This is a genomic window from Kribbella deserti (genome assembly GCF_042434725.1).
GTDB classification, from domain to species: domain Bacteria; phylum Actinomycetota; class Actinomycetes; order Propionibacteriales; family Kribbellaceae; genus Kribbella; species Kribbella deserti.
This window is the reverse complement of record NZ_JBHLTC010000005.1, coordinates 152,410-170,951: the sequence shown is the minus strand read 5'-3', so window position 1 is coordinate 170,951 and position 18,542 is coordinate 152,410. Positions and strand designations below refer to the sequence as shown.

The 18,542-nt window shown below is 66.8% G+C and carries 13 protein-coding genes and 1 pseudogene; 5 read left to right on the top strand and 9 right to left on the bottom strand.

Annotated features, from left to right (window positions below; all coding sequences use genetic code 11):
* Positions 1-3 precede the first annotated feature (3 nt).
* Together ACFFGN_RS04860 and ACFFGN_RS04855 are read right to left on the bottom strand one after the other, a co-directional pair.
* Positions 4-2,793 carry an AfsR/SARP family transcriptional regulator gene (locus ACFFGN_RS04860; RefSeq protein WP_380044078.1) on the bottom strand — a complete coding sequence of 930 codons (2,790 nt, stop codon included), beginning with the start codon at positions 2,791-2,793 and terminating at the stop codon, positions 4-6.
* Positions 2,794-2,876: 83 nt separating this feature from the next.
* The gene (locus ACFFGN_RS04855; protein WP_380044077.1) at positions 2,877-3,275 is read right to left on the bottom strand and encodes a nuclear transport factor 2 family protein; all 399 of its coding nucleotides are present in this window, start codon (positions 3,273-3,275) and stop codon (positions 2,877-2,879) included.
* Between the two features lie 90 nt (positions 3,276-3,365).
* Between ACFFGN_RS04855 and ACFFGN_RS04850 the strand changes: the two genes are divergently transcribed.
* Both ACFFGN_RS04850 and ACFFGN_RS04845 read left to right on the top strand, forming a co-directional pair.
* A complete protein-coding gene (locus ACFFGN_RS04850) occupies positions 3,366-3,974 on the top strand; it encodes a TetR family transcriptional regulator (protein WP_380044076.1) in 609 nt (202 codons plus the stop codon).
* 122 nt (positions 3,975-4,096) lie between these two features.
* Positions 4,097-4,420: a YciI family protein gene (locus ACFFGN_RS04845; protein WP_380044196.1), complete on the top strand. Its 324-nt coding sequence runs from the start codon at positions 4,097-4,099 to the stop codon at positions 4,418-4,420.
* Positions 4,421-4,518: 98 nt separating this feature from the next.
* Here ACFFGN_RS04845 and ACFFGN_RS04840 read toward each other — a convergent pair whose 3' ends face one another.
* Positions 4,519-5,391: a LysR family transcriptional regulator gene (locus ACFFGN_RS04840; RefSeq protein WP_380044075.1), complete on the bottom strand. Its 873-nt coding sequence runs from the start codon at positions 5,389-5,391 to the stop codon at positions 4,519-4,521.
* 82 nt (positions 5,392-5,473) lie between these two features.
* Between ACFFGN_RS04840 and ACFFGN_RS04835 the strand changes: the two genes are divergently transcribed.
* Entirely contained in the window at positions 5,474-6,697 is a 1,224-nt protein-coding gene (locus ACFFGN_RS04835; protein ID WP_380044074.1) for a nuclear transport factor 2 family protein, read from the top strand.
* A gap of 254 nt (positions 6,698-6,951) precedes the next feature.
* On the opposite strand, the gene ACFFGN_RS04830 is transcribed toward ACFFGN_RS04835, so the two are convergent.
* The gene (locus tag ACFFGN_RS04830) at positions 6,952-9,720 is read right to left on the bottom strand and encodes a hypothetical protein (RefSeq protein WP_380044073.1); all 2,769 of its coding nucleotides are present in this window, start codon (positions 9,718-9,720) and stop codon (positions 6,952-6,954) included.
* A 388-nt stretch (positions 9,721-10,108) separates the two neighbouring features.
* Between ACFFGN_RS04830 and ACFFGN_RS04825 the strand changes: the two genes are divergently transcribed.
* Positions 10,109-12,235 carry a hypothetical protein gene (locus ACFFGN_RS04825; RefSeq protein ID WP_380044072.1) on the top strand — a complete coding sequence of 709 codons (2,127 nt, stop codon included), beginning with the start codon at positions 10,109-10,111 and terminating at the stop codon, positions 12,233-12,235.
* Between the two features lie 77 nt (positions 12,236-12,312).
* Here the strand turns inward: ACFFGN_RS04825 and ACFFGN_RS04820 are convergent.
* The 3 genes and pseudogenes from ACFFGN_RS04820 to ACFFGN_RS04810 form a co-directional block, all read right to left on the bottom strand.
* Positions 12,313-12,420: pseudogene (locus ACFFGN_RS04820) on the bottom strand (GNAT family N-acetyltransferase); the annotation flags it as partial.
* The gene (locus ACFFGN_RS04815) at positions 12,371-12,520 is read right to left on the bottom strand and encodes a hypothetical protein (protein WP_380044071.1); all 150 of its coding nucleotides are present in this window, start codon (positions 12,518-12,520) and stop codon (positions 12,371-12,373) included. The pseudogene ACFFGN_RS04820 and the gene ACFFGN_RS04815, both read right to left, overlap by 50 nt.
* Before the next feature lie 82 nt (positions 12,521-12,602).
* Complete coding sequence (locus ACFFGN_RS04810) at positions 12,603-12,941, bottom strand: hypothetical protein (protein ID WP_380044070.1); 339 nt, start codon at positions 12,939-12,941, stop codon at positions 12,603-12,605.
* Between the two features lie 61 nt (positions 12,942-13,002).
* Between ACFFGN_RS04810 and ACFFGN_RS04805 the strand changes: the two genes are divergently transcribed.
* Positions 13,003-16,440, top strand: a complete 3,438-nt coding sequence (locus ACFFGN_RS04805) for an error-prone DNA polymerase (RefSeq protein WP_380044069.1) — start codon at positions 13,003-13,005, stop codon at positions 16,438-16,440.
* Positions 16,441-16,569: 129 nt separating this feature from the next.
* Here the strand turns inward: ACFFGN_RS04805 and ACFFGN_RS04800 are convergent, their stop codons facing one another.
* Positions 16,570-17,028, bottom strand: a complete 459-nt coding sequence (locus tag ACFFGN_RS04800; RefSeq protein ID WP_380044195.1) for a hypothetical protein — start codon at positions 17,026-17,028, stop codon at positions 16,570-16,572.
* 102 nt (positions 17,029-17,130) lie between these two features.
* Positions 17,131-18,387, bottom strand: a complete 1,257-nt coding sequence (gene xynC / locus ACFFGN_RS04795) for a glucuronoarabinoxylan endo-1,4-beta-xylanase XynC (protein ID WP_380044068.1) — start codon at positions 18,385-18,387, stop codon at positions 17,131-17,133.
* Positions 18,388-18,542 lie beyond the last annotated feature (155 nt).

The following is an 18,542-nucleotide window of genomic DNA, read 5'->3' as shown; positions in this document are numbered from 1 at the left end:
TGCTTAGTTCGGTTCGGCCTCGACCAAGCTCGGTCGGGGCCGGACCGGCAGCTTGGCGCGGACGGTGGTGGCTTCGGGGTGCTGGAGGTCGTCGAAGATGGTCAAGGCCTGTTGCCAGGCTTCGGTTGCGGCCACCTGCTTGCCGATGGCGTGATAGCTGTCGCCGAGGTGGTCGAGCGTGATCGCCTGGTCGAACCGCTTGCCGAACTCGGTTTGCACGTCCAGTGCGCGGAGGTAACAGCCGATCGCGAAGTGGGCATGGCCGAGCTGGTGCAGGATGTAACCGAGGCTGTCCCAGGTCGAGGACTGTCCACTGCGATCAGCGACTCGTCCGTACAGCTGATGGGCGCGTCGGGTCGCGGTCAGCGCTTCCCGGACTCTGCCTTGCATCACCAGGTACCAGCCCATGTTGTTGAGCGTCGCGGCCTGGCCTTGCTCGTGACCGGCGACCTGGAACAGCTGGTGAGCCAGTCGCGCGTGCCGAAGCGCGTCGGCGTACTTGTGCTGGGAGGACAGGACCCGGCAGAGGGTGCTGCGGATATGTGCGGCGCCAACCGGATCGTCGAGACCGTCGTGCAGACGCAGAGCCGCCTGGAGCTCGCTGTCGGCCTCGTCCCGGTGGCCAAGTCCGCTGAGCGCGAGGGCAAGGCCGCGGTGGGCGTGGGCCTGCTCGCCCCGGTCACCCATGTGAACCGCTGCCGCCAGGCCCGCCCGCGAAGCTGCGGCCAGGTCCGGCCAATGCCCTTGCCGTTCGAGGAAGACGGCGACTGCTCGCGCGATAGCGAAGACAGAAACGTGCAGCCCTGCGGTGCTCATGTGGGCGATCACTCCCGGCAAGGCAGACCGTTCGGTCGTCAGCCACGCTAGCGCCGCCGTACCTTCGGTGAAGGGTTCGGTGATGACCCCGTCAACAGCGGGCGGAACCTCGGGCAGCCGGCGCTGCGGGCTGATCAGGAGAGCAGCCTCAAGCGCACTGTGGAGGTACCAGTCGAGGACCCGGTGGCGCGCCGCGGCGCGCTCGTCGTCGGTGTCGTGCTGGCGGGCGAGGTCAGCGGCGTAAACGCGAAGCAGATCGTGAAAGCCGTACCGGCCTGGACTCTCCTCGACAACCAGGTGGGCGCGGGTCAGTTCGGTGAGTACGGCCTTGATCTGCCGAAGGGGCACCGCCGCCAAACTGGCCGCGGCAGAGGCCGAGATGCCCTGGCCCGGATGCAGGCTGAGCAACCGGAACAACCGCGCGGCTTCCGGACTGAGCGTTTCGTAGGACCAGGAGAAGACAGCGCGTACGTCGGTGGTCGGGTCGTCACCGGCCAGGGCGTCCAGGCGCCGGTGGCTCTCGCACAACTCCCTCGCCAGGGCATCGAGGCGGAGGTCGCGACGTGTGACCGCACGGGCCGCGACGATGACCAGGGCAAGCGGCAGGCGCGCGCAGCTGTGGACGATCTGGTCGGTCGCCTCGGGTTCGGCGGCGATGCGTTCGGCGCCGACCCGGGCCGCGAGCAGCTGACGCGCCTCCGCGAGGCCGAGCAGGTCGACGGAGATCAGCGAGGCGCCCTCCGACGCGACCAGTCCGAAGAGCTGGTTTCGGCTGGTGATGAGCGTCAGGCAGCCGGGTGACCCCGGCAGCAGCGGACGAACCTGCTGGACGTCGCGGACGTTGTCCAGCAGCACCAGAAGCCGTTTCCCGGCCAGCACGGTCCGATACAGGCCTGCTCGCGACTCGGCATCAACAGGGATGCGCTCCGCTGGTACGCCAAGTGCGTCGAGCAGCGCTCGCAAGGCGTCGGCCGACTCGGTCACCTGTCCGGTCGGGTCGAAGCCGCGCAGGTTGACGTACAGCTGTCCGTCGGGGAAGCGATCCGAGACGCGATGTGCCCAATGCAGCGCCAGCGTGGTCTTGCCGACACCGGCCGCGCCACCGATCGCCGAGATAACGGCCACGCCGTCGGCCGGTAGGAGCGCGTCGAGCCGCGCCAGCTCGTCGGCACGCCCGACAAATCCGTTGACGGGCCGCGGAAGCTGCCGCGGAGCCAGCCGGCCCGGCGCTTTCGACGTACGACGGCCGGCCGGGCCGATCGCCGTACGCCTGAGCAGTTGGGCGTGGACGTCTTGCAACTCGGGACCAGGATCGGCGCCGAGTTCCTCGGCAAGTTCGGCGCGCAGGACGTCGTACCGGCGGAGAGCCTCGGCGGTCCGCCCCATCTGGTCGAGGGCGAGCAATAGGCGAGCCAGCAGCGGCTCGCGCAATGGGTACTGGGTGGCGAGCTGGTCGAGCCGCGGCAGCTGGTCGGCTGCGGTATCGGACGCGAGCGCGAGATCGGCGCGGCGCTCGACCGTTGCCAGGTACCGTTCGACCAGAGGGGGCCGCTCGTAGCGATCGAGCCACGGCGAACCGATATCAACGAACGGAACGCCCCGCCACAACGCGAGCGCCTCTTCGAGCAGCGGCGCGTCGGCCGCCGGCAAGTCGTGGGAGAGGCGCAGGAACCGCAGCACGTCGACATCGTCCGGATCGACCGCCAGCCGGTACGCCGCGGCCTGGGTCTCGATGAACTCCGGTCCAATGCTCGTCCGGACCCTGGACACCAGCGTGTGCAAACTGCCGCGCGGGTCGCGTGGCGGGTTCACGTCCTCCCAGACCGCTCCGGCCAGCCGCTCTACCGACACCGGCTGCCGCGCGGACAAAGCCAGGATCGCTAGCACGATCCGGGACCGACGGCTCGTCAGCAACAGCGGCTGCCCACTCCGCTCGAGCTGCAACGGCCCGAGGCAACTCACCATCAACCCACCCACGCCGACAGTCTGCCAGCCGGTCCAGTCCACCGCTCGAGCTTTGTGAACCCATCCCGGACCGCATTTCAGCCGTCTTTACCTGGCTATGCACTGGTCGTCGTGGCGAGCGGCACGGCTTCGGCGGCCGGGGTCTTGCTGTAGCCGAGCGCCTCGACGATAACGCCGTCGGCAACGCGCATCAGGTTGACGCCGCGAACGTAGTCGGTCTCTGCCGCGCCATAGCGGTATCGCCAGCGGATGGTCGCGCGTTCCCCGGCGATATCGACCTGTTCTGGCTCGAACTGGGTGGCGTCGTCCCCGGCGAGCGCCTGCCAGAACGCCAGACATGCATCCTCGCCCTCGATTCGCTCGCCCTCGGGTGCCGGCTGGATCGCTTCCATCACACAGTCGGTGCCGATCAAGCCGACGAGCAGGTCCGGATCGTGGTCCACAAAGGCCTTGTTGAACTGGTGGATGACCTCGGCAGGAGTGCGGTTCGGCATGGCGGGCGCCTTTCTCTCTTGGTAGACCGAGTGGTCTATGCAGACGGTAGACCGGTTGATCTACTCGCGCAAGTGCGGCATCCTGGGCGGGTGATCAGACCCGCGCAGCGAGGCCCCAGGGAACGCCTCGTCGAAGCCGCCGAGCGCCTCACCTATCGCGAGGGGGCGGGTGTGGGGATCGCCGCGCTGCTGAAGGAGGCGAACGTCGCCCGGCGTTCTCTCTACGAGCACTTCGGGGGTAAGGACGAGCTCCTCGCGGAAGTGCTGCGTGGCGCCGCGGCGAAGGATCTCGACGCATATCGTGCAGCGATGTCTGCAGCCGGGCCAGACGCTGCTCGAAGGATCCTGGCGATCTTCGATCATCTCGAGGCCGCAGTGACGGCCGAGGGTTTTCGTGGTTGCCGTTACCTCGGCGCCGACTTGGCTCTACAGGATCCCGAGCATCCCGCCCATGCCGTCGCCCGCGAGTACCGTGCCGAGCTGCATCGGTTGATTCAGCACGAGCTGGATCGGCTTGGGCATGCCGAGTCGGCCGACGAAGCCGAGCGCATCATGTTCCTGATCGAGGGCACGCTGGCGAGCGCCGTCACGCGTCCTGACGCAAGGCCGGCGCGGATCGCGGCGGATCTGGCCGCTCACATTCTGCGGCTGGGTCCCGCCGATGCTTCGAAGCGGGGCCGTGCGACCTCCGCACCATGATCAACGGATTCTGAGCCTGCCGTAATCGGGCGGTGTCGGATCGGGGCGGTGCTGTTCGTCTCAGAGGTGAAGGCGCCCACACCGGGACGACGTTTCCCGACACCAGAGGAGATGAACTCGAGATGCAGTATTTGATTTCCGTGATCGATGACAAGGCCAATCCGGGCAGCACGGACCGGCAGCCTGCCATCAGCGCTTTCAACGAACGGCTGATCGCCGACGGCTACTGGGTTTTTGCCGGCGGACTCGCGGACACCGGCGCCGCCACGGTCATCGACAACCGCGGCGAGCGACCGGTGTTCAGCGATGGGCCCTTCGTGGAATCCAAGGAGTACCTCGCCGGCGTGTGGGTGTGGGAGGTTCCGGATCTGGAGGTGGCGCTCCAGCTCGCCACCGAGGCATCGAAGATCTGCGACCGCAAGGTCGAGGTGCGGCCGTTCCTGTGAACGGCGTCGAGGGAGGCGGCCGCCGGAGCTTTCGTCACCGCCGTCGAGCGATGGCCGGTCGATGGCGTCGCCGGCGGCCGTGCAGCTGCTCGAGGAGGTCAGGCCGGCCGGCTAGTGAGGAGTGCGGTTCGAAGGGTGTCGAGGGATCTGTCCTCGCGTCGGGTAAGCAGATAGATGCCTCGGTATGCAGGTTGTTCCAGCCGGAGCAGGGCGAGGTCGCTGCGCAATGACGGGACAAGGAGTTGCGGAATCAGTGCCACGCCCAGGGACGCAGCTACGAGGCCGGTCTTGGTGGGCAGATCCTGGGCGCTGCGATGCAGTCGTGGTTCGAAGCCGGCGCGTACGGCGAGCTGCCGGAGCAGGCTCTCCGATCCGGCGTTGTCCTCGATCCAGATCTCCCCAGCCAGATCGGCCATGTTCACCAGGGATCTGTTTCCCAGGCGGTGCTCGAGTGGTGCAACGATCACCATCTCGTCGTCGAACAAGTGGGTGGCTACCAGTTCCTTGGTGGCGGGAAAGCCTGGCGGTGCGTCGGTGACGACAGCGGCATCGATCTCTTGGCTGAGCACCATCTCGACCAACCGCGGGGTGAGTCCCGAGACGATCGTCCACTCCAGATTCGGCTCGCTCATCATCATCGACTGGATCGCCCGCGGCACGAGAGACGCTGCTGCAGAAGGAACTGCGCCCAGTACCAGTCGCGGCTGACCTTCTCGTGCCTGGCGAGCCGCATCAGCGCCTCGCCTGGCCTCGTTGACGACCAGCCGTGCATGTGGCAGTAACGCCTCTCCGGCCGGAGTGGGAGAGACTCCTCGCGAGTTTCGCACGAACAAGCTGACGCCGAGATCGCGCTCCAAGGCTGCTACCTGGCGAGACAACGCAGGCTGAGTGAAACCGGTGACCTCGGCTGCGGCTCGGAAGGTACCGGCGCGGCACACCTCAACGAACGCGGTCCACTGGGTGAGGGACATAAGGGTCAGTATTCCATTTGGGTATGGGACCGATGCCAAGGTTGCAATTGTCGCATTGCCCGCTGATCCAGATCATGGGCTCATGATGAAAAGCCTCAATGTCGCCGTCCTTGGTCTGGGCCGATTGGGCTCGGCCGTGGCCACGCGCGCCGGCATGTTCCACCACGTTCGCACCTGGAACCGCACCTCGATGCCATCGAGCCCCGGCTGGACCACTACTCCCGCAGACGCAGTCACCGACGCCGATGTCGTACTTGTCTGTCTTTATGACGCCACTGCCTGCCGAAGTGTCCTCGAGAGTTGTCTGGACTCCATCCCCGAAACAGCAACGGTTGTCAACAACAGCACCGTCAGTCCTGCCGAGGCCGAGCAACTCGCGCAGTTGGTCTCCCAGCACGGACGCGGCTACCTGCACGCACCGGTGATCGGATCTGTGGCGGCAGTAGAGTCCGGCCGTCTGACCATCCTCACTGGCGGCAAACCCATCGAGCCAGCGAGAAAGGTCCTTGAATCCCTCGGCGAGATCCTGGTCGCGGAAACGTCAGGTGAGGCCGCAGCCCTGAAACTCGTTGCGAATGGCGTCCTCGGCGACACTCTGCTCGCTCTGAGGCGGGCATTGCACAGAGGAGAAGCGCTCAGCCTGCCACGTGCCACGGTGCTCGACATGCTTGAGCGAACAGCTCTGTCCGGGACAGTGAGCAAGAAGCGCGACCTGCTCACGAAGGCACCCAGCCAGAATTCCCTCAGCGCGTTCACCGTCGCTGCCCTCGGCAAGGATCTGCGGCTGCTGGCCGACAGCCTCGCGGCCACCACGGATGCCTCTGCCGTCCTCGGGATCCTGCTGTCTAACGGCGCGCTGGACTCTACCGACGACGTCGCTCGCCTCAGCGCGGTAACGCAAGACTGGGATCATCTCGCCGACGCCCGACTGACGATCTCCCCGGATGTCACCGCAGACCCCGCCGTACTCGATCCGCTCTACGCCTACGCCCGGGGTCACGCCACCGGCGACCCAGAACACTTCCGCCGCGCCTTCCTTCCGACCGCACACATCGAGGGACGCCGTGATGGGGCATTCACGTCCTGGGGCCTCCAGGAATATTGCGGCCTCTTCAACGGTCCAGCCCTCGATGAGCAGGACCGGCGTCGCACCCTCGACCACCTCACCGTGAGGGGCACAATCGCCACCGCCACCATGACCCTTCGCCACGGGTCATCGAAGTTCGTCGACATGTTCGTGTTGATCACGGACGCTGCCGGCAACTGGCGCATCGCCAACAAGGTGTATGAACGCCAACCCGGATGACCCGCCGGCGCTTGGGTCCGATTGGGGTGAGGGCGTTCGTCATAGGGATGAGAGGCCGCCAGGAGAGGCGCCCAAGGACCAAAGGTCGTTCGTCATGACCAGCTTGGCCGAGCCGAGCACAGTCACCACACGCCGGATGTGGGCGATCCTCGGGCTTGGCGTTGCTCTCGGCGACGCCAAGCCCGAGGAACCCAGCCGCGGATACGCCCTGTTAACGGCCTGGCTGGGCGATATCAGGGCGTATCCGTCGGTGGTCAGGGTTTGTCGTGAATGGTCCCGGTCAGCGTGAGCGGTGTGGCGAGGGGCTTGCCGCTCACCTCGGTGACCTTCCAGATGAACTTCTCATCGGGCTCGGTCTCGGTGTCGGTCAGTGCCGGGACTTCGGCCCAGCCTTCGGTCTGGTCCTGGTCGATCGTGCCGAACTGCGTCGTCACCGGATCTGGGCCGCCCGGGTCCTGTGAGCTGCGGAAGTCCTTGCCCAGGATCGCCGTACCACTGGCGAGCTCGCCACTGAGGTAGAAGAACTTGTCGGTGGGCGCGGACAGCTTGATCGGGAAGCGGACCAGCCCGTCCTCGGTTCCCTCGCCATCGCCGACCGTGAACGTCGGTTCCGGGTCATCGTCCAGCACGGTCGTCTGGCCGAACGAGCGTGCCAGGATCGCGCCGGTAGGTGCCGACAGCACGAGGCTCAGTCGCTGGTCATAGCCGTCCCGGGTATTACCGCTGACCGGCACGGACACCTGCTGAGTGGTCTGTCCCGGCTTGAAGACGAGCTTCCGGACGAGCGGCGTGGCTCCCGCTCTCGCGCTCGGCTGAACGTCTTGGGTGTTGCTCTCGGCGTTGACCGTGACCGGTACCGTGCTCGGTCGCGACAGTTTGACCGTGTACGTCAGGGTCTGCGTGCCACTGTCGCCTTCCTTGATCGTGCCGAGGTCGTTCACCGACAACTGCGGCAGTTTCGACGGTTCCGAAATGCTCAGCGACGGTTTCGAGAAGGCGAGATTCGAGATGTACGCCGAACCTGCGGCGGCCTTGTCCGTACGGAACTCGACGGCCCGGACGTCGGTGAGATCGAGGCCCTTCAAAGCCGCGAGCGGGATCCGGACCGAGCGCAGCATCGTCTTCGGGAGCAGGTCGTCGCCCGTCGCGCCCGGCAGCTGCGCCAGCGCGTCGCTCAACGCGGATACCGGCAGGTCGACCGACTTGTTCTTGCCGTCGACCACCCGAACGGTGAAGTCCGTCTGCTGCTTGACGTCGAGCCCGGGTGCCGCCCGGAAGCTCAGCGCGGCGAACCGCCGTACGTCCCGGAGTTCGGCTGGAAGGGCGAAGCGCACGACGCCGTCCGTCCCGGTCCACTTCAGCAAGATGGCCGATGTTGTCGGTGCCTCCGGACTGAACGCAGCAGGCGTCCAGTGCGGGAAGCGGCCGAAGTTCCGGTCCGCCGCGCACGGTCCGGCCGACGCGGTCGGCGTCTTGAGAGCCGCGTTCGCCGCGAAGACCCAGCCGGTGCACTCCGTGGCCGTCGCCTGACCGCTGACCGAACCGGGCGGCAGCGGCCGGTCGAGTCGCGACACGTCATAGCGGCTGGTGGCCGGCGCCTGCGCGACAACGCGCGTGATCGCCCGGCCTGCAGACGCCGCGCGCGCGTTCGATCCATCCAGGAGCGGCAGCAACGCGGTCTCGCGACCAAGCTCGAGCCGGAAAAAGCCGGCGATGTAGGCCCGGCCCACGGCCAGCTGCTCGGCGGGTGTGAGCCGCATCTTGGCCTTGGCGCCACATGGCTCAGCTGTCTCGTCGCCCCACCAGTCATCGCCTGACGGCGCTTCGGACGTGCCCGGCGTCCACTCGGTGTTGAAGTAGTTGTGGTTGGCACCCATCACCAGCACGGTCGAGCGCGCGGCTTTGTCCCCACTTGCGGCGTACATCGTGTCGTCGTGGAAGTGCTGCCCCTGCAGATCGGATACGTCGCCGTCGCAGTACGGCAGGATGACGCTCATCGCCGTTCCCGGCAGGTTCGCGCGAGCGAAGTCGACCGGCGCCAACGGGAGAACCGCGCGAATGCCGTACTTCCCCCCGCGTTCGGCGTTCAACAGAGCAGCCCGTACGACGCCCTCACCGCCGCGCGAGTGGCCCATCAACCCGATCTTGGTCAGGTCGACCTTGCCGACGTAGGCCTTGCCGAACGGAGCGCCGCCGATCGTGGACCACTTCTTCCACAGCTCGAGGTGGGCGAGGATCAGCTCGGCGCGAGCGAGTGCGCCCGCGTCGAACGCGTCGTTGTCGTGGGCGTTGATCGCGTTGGAGCTGATCGAGATGACCTGGTAGCCGTGCGACGCGAGGGCGTTGGCGGGAGCGTCGTACCCGCGATAGCTCGGGACGGGCTTCGTGCCGGTCGGGCAGGGCCAGGTCTTGGCGGGCGCGGGAGCGGGCCAGGTGCCGTGGCAATAGCCGTGGCGGCCGTGCAGCAGCACGACCAGTGGCCGCCTCCCGGTCGCGCCGGCCGGGGTGTAGACCTTGGCGCGGAGCTCGGATTTCGCCTTGATTCCGGACAGATAGATGACCTCGTCACCGAGGTTGTACTCCGAGATGCCGACCTTGTACTTGCCGGTTGAGCCGGGATCGGTCGCCAGCGCCTTGCCCTGCGGCGCCTTGGACCAATCGGCGCCGGTGTCGAGCGAGCGGCGCGCGGACTTGTCCTGGCCGAGTTCGGTCGACCAGACCAGCTCGACCTTCTTGGCGGTGAGCGCGGCCGGGTCGCTCGTGTCGAGGGTCAGCGTTTTGCCGTCGCCGGACTGGCGGGCCACACCGAGCGGACGGCCGTCGACCGCGAGCATCGGCAGCGCCGCGCGCAGCGCAACCGCCGCCGGCAATCGCAGCGTGATCCGCAAACCGTTGCCGGTGGCATCGATCGACCAGTCGTCACCGGTCCGGATCGCCGGACCGGTACCGCCGCCCGGTTCGGGCCCGGCCTGGACCGGCGCGGAGAGCGTGGTACTGAGCAGCGCGGCGACGGTGATCGCCACCCCGCCGGCTGATCTGCCGAAAACACCCACAGGTACGTCTCACTTTCAGCTGTCACGTCGGTAGCCCCCGCACCGGCATTCGACCGGTCCTAAAAAGGACTCCAAGCCTGACGTGAAGGTTGACACCCAACATCTCAACCACCCGTCAACTTCCACACGGCGCCGTCACCGCCACCAGCGCACCACCCCACAGCCGCGCTCGCCCGTCAACCTCGTCGGCACCCGTCGAATCTCTGGTACCGCGCCTGGCGGCTGATGCGGTTCACGGGTTGGGAGTATTCGAGCGCGGTCGCATTGGTGGTTTCGAAGCGGCGGCCGTGCTCGACTTCTCGGTGCCAGCAGACAGGTGCGCCGAACACCTCACGGCCAGACCGGACGAAGAGCTGTCATGAACGACGATCCGATCGCGACAGTCCGACCGGGGATCGACCGCCGTGGATTGCTGAAGCTGGCTGCCGCAGCTGGTGTACTGCCTTTTCTGCCCGGAACCACGGTGTCCGTGCAAGCTGCGAAGGCAATCGGAACGGCGGTTGCTGGGTGCACGCCGCTGCCGGTGCTGTCGGGGCCGGAGTTCCCGGTCGTGGCGTTCTGGCCGCCGTCGATGCAGTCGAGGTTCAACACCCTGGCGCGGTTCCAGGAGATGAAGAACGCCGGGTTCACCGCTACCTTCGTCGGCGCCAGAGACGCGGACGACGTGGAATATGTCCACACCACGCTGTCGTACACCGATCAGACTGGGCTGAAGGCGATAGTCGTCAACTGGCCCGAGCGGGCCCTGCAGTTACGCGAGGAATATGTCCGGCACCCGTCGTTCGCCGGCTTCCGGCTGGACGATGAGCCAAGCGCACCAGCCTTTCCCCGCCTCGGCACCGGTTCGGCTGCATTACGTGCGGCGGCTCCGGGCCTGCTGCAGAACATCAACCTGCTTCCCGATGTCGGACAGGGTTGGCGAGGCTATATCCAGGAATTCATCAGCGTCGTTCGTCCCCAGGTGCTGTCGTACGACCGCTATCCGTTGTATGCCGACGGCACCGACCACAGCGCCTACTTCGCCGAGTGGCTGGAGTTCCGCGCGGCCGGCCTCGGTACCGGGCTTCCGACCTGGATCTACATCCTGTCCGTCATCCACTGGCACTACCGGATGCCGACTGCCGCGGAGCTCGCGTGGCAGGTCAACATCAGCTTGGCGTACGGCTGTAAGGGCATCCAGTACTTCTGCTACTGGTCGCCCGAGCCGCCGCCAAGCTACGGCCCGGCGCTGATCGACTACGAGGGCAACCGGTCTCCGGTGTACGACGCGGCCACGACACTGAACACCACCTGGCTTGCTCCCGTCGGCGCGGAACTCAAACCGCTGGTGTCCGAGTGGGTGACACACGCGAACGGCTCCCGCCCGCCCGGCACGATCCCGTTCACCCCGGACACGTACCTGACCGCGACATCGGGTAGCCCGATCGTTGTCAGCCGTTTCCGCGGCAAGGATCGAAAACCCCGCACCCGTTGGCTCCTGCTGGCGAACCCCAAGCACTCCGCGACGACCCAGGCCACCTTGAACGTGAACACCGCAACGGTGACTGCCGTTTCGCGGTTCGATCCGGCCACCAGGACTTACCAGGCCCAGTCGAGTCCGGCGACGATCTCAGTCACGCTCGCCCCTGGCGCGGCCGCGCTCTACCGGCTGGACGCGCCAGGTGCCTACCTCGACCCACAGATGCAACTCGTCGCGGTAGCGAGCGGCTCGGCCCACCACGCCATCCAGCAGGTCGGCGACAGCTGGGACGGGCCGAACGGGCTCGGAGGGCCGAGCCGGCTGGTGGCGGCGTCCGAGTACAACGGCACGCTGAACGTGGTGGAGATGGCCGGTGACGTGATCTATCACCGGGTGCGGTCGGTGGACGGCAGCTGGGGGAGCCGGAACGAGTTCAGCCACCTGGGCGGCGTCTCGTCGGTCGCGGCCGCGGTGGTGGTCGGATGCCTGCAGCTGGCTTTCGCGGCGGGTGGAGTGGTCTATCACGCCATGCAGTTCCCGGACGGCCGCTGGGACGGGCCGAACCGGCTCGGCGACGCCTCGGACCTGGTAGCCGCAACCGAGCATCACGCCTGCTTCCACATGATCCAGGTCGCGGGCTCGCGGATCTATCACCGCGTGCGGCATCCCAACGGCACGTGGAGCTCGCGGAACTTGTTCGTCACGATGGCCGGCATCACCTCGGTGGCCGTGACCGTGGTCGGTGAGGAGATGATGGTGGTGCTCGCAGCGGCCGGGCAGCTGTACTACGCGGTTCAGCACACCGATGGCAGTTGGCAATGGCCCACCTTGACCGGCGACCAGGCCGACCAGGTCGCCGCCTGCTCGGTCGGCGGCGAACTGCAGATCACCGCGACCTCCGGCGGTAAGGCCTTCATCCGCAGCCGCCGCGCGGACGGCACCCTGAGCCCTCGTGTCGACGTCCCGACCCTGACCGACGTGACCGCCTTGGCAACCAGCGGCCGCTCACCCGAGCCCTGCCCCTGATGAGCCCGGCCAGCGTGCGTCATGCCGATCCGCTCCATCATTCGCTGAGAAGGCCTGTTCGTCGTCGTGGTGAACGACATCACGTCGTCCAGTCCAGCCGGACCGAACGCGTACGCCAGCGAGGCCCGTGCCGCCTCAGTCGCATAACCGTTGCCCCAGGCATCCTTTGCAAGTCGCCATCCGATCTCGACACCAGGCCGGGTCGGCGTTCATCGCCGCGAACGGTTCGTAGTCGTCGGCCTTCCACTGCCTCATCAGCAGCCGTTCGGTAGTCAGCTCGGTCATCTCACTCCTGATCCAGTCGGTGCTTCCCTTAGCCTACGAACCGCCCCGCCTGGACAGGCGTCATACCGATTCTCGGTAGCGTCTAGCTGGTCGAAGGGTCGCCGGCGCGGAGTTGGTCGGCAGGTATCCAGGTGGCGCGGCCGGTGGTGTCGCGGACGAGGCCGAACCACTGGCCTTTGTCGCGCAGCCAGGTGTCGAGGTGGCTGTCGCCGCGCCAGACGGGTTGGGGTGATTCGAGGCGCCGTACGTCGCTGGCGGGGCGTGGGCCGTGGGCGTCGAACTGGATGTCCAGGTCGACCACGAGTTGGTGGGCTTCTGCCTCGGTACGGGCGTTCGCACGCCATCCGTTGACGGCGCCGTCCCAGACGCCGAACCTTCCCGGCTCGGAGTTGTCGGGTCTGACTGTGAAACGCCCTGGCATACTCACACCATAACTCCCACTCGAACACATGTTCTAGTCTGGGGGTAGGGAGGTGCCTCGGATGGCGTACAACAACCCGCCGATGCGGTGGGCGGAGCTGGAGCGGAAGCTGTCGGGCCGGACCCGGCCGGACAGTCATGGGGACCGCCCTGCCGTTGCTGATGGTGGTGATTCGCCCGCGTGGAGTCAGCACCGGGGGCCGTACGTGCCGCCTGTGGAGGAGTCACCCGCGCGACCGGTCGGCCCGGTCACGCCGTACGCGGAGTTGCATTGCCATTCGAACTTCTCCTTTCTCGACGGGGCCTCGCCGCCGGAGGATCTGGTCGAGGAGGCGGTTCGCTTGGGGTTGTCGGCGCTGGCGATCACCGACCATGACGGGTTTTACGGCGCGGCCCGGTTTGCCGAGTCCGCCGCGGCGTACGAGCTGCCCACCGTGTTCGGTGCGGAGTTGTCCCTGCACCTGACCGGACCTCAAAACGGGATACCGGACCCGGAGGGCAGTCATTTGCTGGTGCTGGCCGACGGCAAGGAGGGGTATCACCGGCTGGCCGGCGCGATTACCGAGGCGCATCTGGCGGGTGGGGAGAAGGGTCGCCCGGTGTACGACCTGGAGCAGTTGGCGGAGGCCGGTCGCGATCACTGGGTGATTTTGACCGGCTGCCGCAAGGGCCTGGTCCGCCAAGCGCTGCGTCCGCCCGGCGCGAACCGGGGTGACGCTGAGGCGGCCGGGGGAGAGCTGGACCGGCTGGTCGCGTTGTTCGGGCGGGATCGGGTGGTGGTGGAGTTGATCGATCAGCTGCAGCCGACGCATGCCGAGGACAACGACGTGTTGGCGGAGTTGGCTGCCGGGATGGGGTTGGCGACGGTGGCGACGAACAACGTGCATTACGCGAAGCCGCGCGATCACCGTCTGGCGTCGGCTGTTGCTGCGGTACGGGCGCGTCGTTCGCTGGACGATATTGATGGTTGGTTGCCGCCGAGTGGGATGGCGTATCTGCCGACGGGGGCGGAGATGGCGCGACGCTTCCACCGGTATCCCGGGGCGGTGGCGCGATCGGTGGAGATCGCGGAGCAGGTGGGGTTCAACCTGCGCCGGGCCAAGCCGGAGTTGCCGCTGCGCGACGTACCGGAGGGTTATACGCCGATGTCGTGGTTGCGGCACCTCACCTACAAGGGGACGAAGCTGCGGTACGGGACCAAGGCCGAGCGCCCGGATGCGTGGGACCGGATCGAGCGTGAGCTGGCGGTGATCGAGGAACGCAACTTCCCGGGCTACTTCCTGATCGTTCACGACATCGTCGACTTCGCCCACTCGAAGGGGATTCTCTGTCAGGGCAGGGGATCGGCGGCCAACTCTGCCGTGGTGTATGCGCTGGGGATCACGGCGGTGGACTCGATTTTGTACGGGTTGCCGTTCGAGCGGTTCCTGGCTTCGACGCGGACCGAGGAGCCCGATATCGACGTGGACTTCGATTCCGATCGGCGCGAGGAGGTGATTCAGCACGTCTACGAGAAGTACGGCCGCCGTAACGCCGCGCAGGTCGCGAACGTGATCTCGTACCGGCCGAAGTCCGCGATCCGCGATATCGCCAAGGCCCTCGGTCACGCACCCGGTCAGCAAGACGCGTGGTCGAAGCAGATCGACGGATGGGGTTCGGATATCGCCACCGACAACGACATCCCCGAGCCGGTGATCGAGCTGGCCACCGAGCTGCTGAAGTTCCCGCGCCATCTGGGGATTCACTCCGGCGGGATGGTGCTGACCGAGCGGCCGGTGGGGGAGGTGGTCCCGATCGAGCATGCCCGCAAGGAGAAGCGGACGGTGTTGCAGTGGGACAAGGACGACTGCGCGTGGATGGGGCTGGTCAAGTTCGATCTGCTCGGTCTGGGGATGTTGGCGGCGTTGCAGTACTGCATCGACCTCGTGCGCGATCGGGTGGGGGAGTCGTGGGAGTTGCACACCATCCCGAAGGAAGAGGCCGGGGTTTATGACCAGTTGTGCCGGGCGGATTCGGTCGGGGTGTTCCAGGTGGAGTCGCGTGCGCAGATGGCGACACTGCCGCGGTTGCTGCCGCGCAAGTTCTACGACCTGGTGTGCGAGATCGCGCTGATCCGGCCGGGCCCGATTCAAGGCGGTGCGGTGCATCCGTACATCCGCCGCCGGACAGGGAAGGACACGGTCACCTATCCGCATCCGAAGCTGGAGCCGGTGCTCGAGCGGACGCTGGGGGTGCCGTTGTTCCAGGAGCAGTTGATGCAGATGGCGATGGCGATCGGCGGGATCGATGGTGATGAGGCGGATCTGCTGCGCCGGGCGATGGGCTCCAAACGCGGTATCGAGCGGATCTCGTCGCTGAAGTCCAAGCTGTACGAGGGGATGGCGGCCAACGGCATCACCGGCGAGACCGCCGACGACCTGTACGCGCGGATCGAGGCGTTCGCGAACTTCGGGTTCGCCGAGTCGCACTCGATCAGTTTCGGGCTGCTCGTGTACTCCTCGACGTGGTTCCGGCTGCATTACCCGGCCGCGTTCCTGGCGGCGCTGTTGCGGGCGCAGCCGATGGGGTTCTACTCGCCGCAGTCGTTGACCGCGGACGCTCGCCGGCACGGTGTCGAGGTACGGCGCCCGGACCTGCAGGTCTCCGGTGTGCACGCGCTGCTCGAAGACCTGGTAGACGGTCGAACCCCGGCTGGTCCGACGGGGGATCCGGGGTGTCTGGTGGACCCGCAGCCGATGGTCGGGCCTTTCGATGCCGACGCGCCGTTCGATACCGCGACGCATCGCCGCGACGGGCACTTCGCCGTACGGCTTGGGCTGGCCGAGGTCCGTACGATCGGGGAGAAGGTCGCCGAGCAGATCGTTGCCGAGCGCAACCGCGGCGGCCCGTACGTCGATATGGGCGACCTGGTTCGCCGTACCGGTCTGAAGAAGCCGCAGATGGAGGCACTCGCGACCGCAGGCGCTTTCGATTGCTTCGGGCTGGATCGTCGCGAGGCCATCTGGAACGCCGGACCGGCCGCTGAGGAACGTCCCGGCCAGCTCGCCGGTGTCACCGCGGCCGGGCCGCCGCCGATGCTGCCCGGAATGACCGAGGTCGAGGAGACCATGGCTGACCTTTGGTCGACCAGCATCACCACCACCTCACACCCGATGGCCCACGTGCGCGCCGCTCTTACCGCCGAAGGCATCTTGTCCACCGCCGAACTGCGCGAGGCCAAGGACGGCACCCGGGTACGAGTCGCCGGCGTCGTCACGCATCGCCAGCGGCCCGCGACCGCGTCCGGAATCACCTTCGTCAACCTCGAAGACGAAACCGGCTTCGCCAACATCGTCGTACGGGTCGGCACCTGGAAGCGCTACAAGGAAGTGGCCCGCACCGCCGCCGCCATGATCATCCGCGGCAAAGTCGAACGCACCGGCAACGTCACCAACCTCGTCGCCGAAAAACTCGAACGCCTCCCGATAGCAGGCAAAACCACCTCCCGAGACTTCCGCTAGCCCCCGACCCGCTGGTCAACCCGCGACGAAGCTCGCCAGCCTGGATCAGCTGGCCGGATGTGGCCGCGGGGCAGCCGGATCACCGGGTAGCTATTGGTGATCATCGTGGCTTTTGTGCCCTGGTCGAGGTCAGGACTCCAGCAGCCCGTGGCTACCAGACGCATGCCGTTCACGGTCCAGTGCTGCTTGCTGTTCGGCGGTGGGTGGCGGGGGAGGTGTGTCTTGTCCGGCGTCCATACCCCAGGCGCAATAGCGAACGCGGTAGTCGATCTGTTGCAGGTCCAGCGGCCAGTATCCCGAACCGCCCCACCCGGCCAGGGCCGTATCTGGCCCTGGCCGGAATGAGGCTTCGACGATGTCTTCCCAGGTCTCGTCCACCGGCGGAGTCTGGTCGTGCAGTTCGACGGCGAAGTCGACCTTGCCTGTATGCAAACCGGTGAACAGGAACAGTGCACCGGTGATGGTGGCGCCGCACAGACCGTTGGTCTGCCCGCCGAAGCTTTGGGGTAGTTCGGGTATCCGGTCGCCGCTTTGCACATAGATCTGCCCGTACGCCACCCACGCGGGTCCAGTCATCAAGGTTCGCATCGCCACACCGAGCACCGTACAGGCGATTGCAAGTCCGCTGTTGGCCTCCGAGGCGGCCTTCAACGTCTTGTCGTTGCCCTGGGCCTCGTCACGATCTGCGGGTTAACCGGCGATGAAGGTTTTGATGCTGTATGCGGGTAGCTGGGTGGTGAAGGAGCCGCTCGACATGGTGATGGTGGCGTCTGCGGCCAGCGTCCGGTTCGCGGTGGTCACCCAGGTCGAGACCGTCCTGGCCGTGGTGCCCCGGATGGTGAACGGCTGGTTCACCGCCCACGAGTTCTTGTTGACGGCAACGATGACGGTCCGGGACCCGTTCTTGAACGCGGTGATGAAGACGTTCGCCTCGGGTTTTGCGGTCGCGGTGATGCGGAAGTAGCCGGGCCGAACCCACTTCGAGAAGTGGGCCATGTTGGCGCCGCGCTTGCTGATCCGCCCGTCCTCGCGCATCGGGCCGTACGAGCGGCGGATGTACCACCACACGTACGTCTGGAACCGGCCGTCCACCAACGCGCGGTGCATGTGCTCACCCACGTCGAGTGCCTGCGGCCAGAGGTCGCCCGAGTCGCTGCTGTTCGGGTGGTAGACCTCGGTCATCCACAGCTCCTTGCCGGCGCCCTTCTCGCGGAAGAGCGGGTAGGGGAGGTCAGCGGACCTGGTGCCGTAAAGGTGAGCGCCGAGAATGTCCACGTTCGCCAGTGCCGCGGGGTCATTGAGGATCGGGTCAGACGCGCTCTTGCGGTATTGGAACGACTCGGGCGCGATCACCCTGGTGTTGATGGCGCCGGCGTTCTGCCGCAGGAATCTGACCATCTCGGCCGGCGTCCACGCCGTCCAGTCGTGGGCGTAGTCCGGCTCGTTCTGCACCGAGATCCCGTACAGGGGCGTTCCGTTGTCGCGCATGAAGGTGACGAAGTCGTTCAGGTGCTGCGCATAGGCGCCGTACGAGTCGTAGCGCAGCCGCTTTCCTCCCGAGAAGGTCTCGGTCATCGACGCCGGCGGGTTCCACGGCGAGGCGAAGACCTTGGCTCCGAGCTCGGTGGCACGCCGGGCGGTGGCGACCTGCCGGCTCCAGTCAGCGCGGTTCTCCGGGACGGGAATGCGCAGGATGGTGAAGCCCAACTGCCCCGTGCCCGTGCCGAAGGCCGTCTCCCGTTGCTCGGCGGTGAGATCAGGGATCCAGTTGGGATGATTCATACCGCCGAAGCCCTGGATCTTCTGCTGCACGATCGACGGTTCGACGACCACGCGGGTCTGCGCTGCCGCCGGAGGTGCCGTCGCTGCCAGCACGGGCAACGCGGCGCCCGCGGCCAGCAACGACCGTCGGCGCAACAGAGGCGAGTTCGAGTCTTTCGGGTCCATGGCTTCTCCACAAGGTCGGTCTGGGCGGCGGCCGATTCGTCGAAGCGGTTCGACGGAGACCATGATGACCTGCGGAACCGCTGTTGAGAAGGCCAGAACCGTTGTGGAATTCGCGCCGGGCTTCGCTCATGCGTCGCCAACTAGGTGATGCGGCA

Excerpts from the sequence above, each read along its gene's own strand:
- ACFFGN_RS04855 (WP_380044077.1), bottom strand. The coding sequence starts at position 3,275 with ATGCCGAACCGCACTCCTGCCGAGGTCATCCACCAGTTCAACAAGGCC.
- ACFFGN_RS04845 (WP_380044196.1), top strand. The coding sequence starts at position 4,097 with ATGCAGTATTTGATTTCCGTGATCGATGACAAGGCCAATCCGGGCAGC.
- ACFFGN_RS04840 (WP_380044075.1), bottom strand. The coding sequence starts at position 5,391 with ATGTCCCTCACCCAGTGGACCGCGTTCGTTGAGGTGTGCCGCGCCGGT.
- ACFFGN_RS04835 (WP_380044074.1), top strand. The coding sequence starts at position 5,474 with ATGATGAAAAGCCTCAATGTCGCCGTCCTTGGTCTGGGCCGATTGGGC.
- ACFFGN_RS04825 (WP_380044072.1), top strand. The coding sequence starts at position 10,109 with ATGAACGACGATCCGATCGCGACAGTCCGACCGGGGATCGACCGCCGT.
- ACFFGN_RS04815 (WP_380044071.1), bottom strand. The coding sequence starts at position 12,520 with ATGACCGAGCTGACTACCGAACGGCTGCTGATGAGGCAGTGGAAGGCC.
- ACFFGN_RS04810 (WP_380044070.1), bottom strand. The coding sequence starts at position 12,941 with ATGCCAGGGCGTTTCACAGTCAGACCCGACAACTCCGAGCCGGGAAGG.
- ACFFGN_RS04805 (WP_380044069.1), top strand. The coding sequence starts at position 13,003 with ATGGCGTACAACAACCCGCCGATGCGGTGGGCGGAGCTGGAGCGGAAG.
- ACFFGN_RS04800 (WP_380044195.1), bottom strand. The coding sequence starts at position 17,028 with ATGCGAACCTTGATGACTGGACCCGCGTGGGTGGCGTACGGGCAGATC.
- xynC (WP_380044068.1), bottom strand. The coding sequence starts at position 18,387 with ATGGACCCGAAAGACTCGAACTCGCCTCTGTTGCGCCGACGGTCGTTG.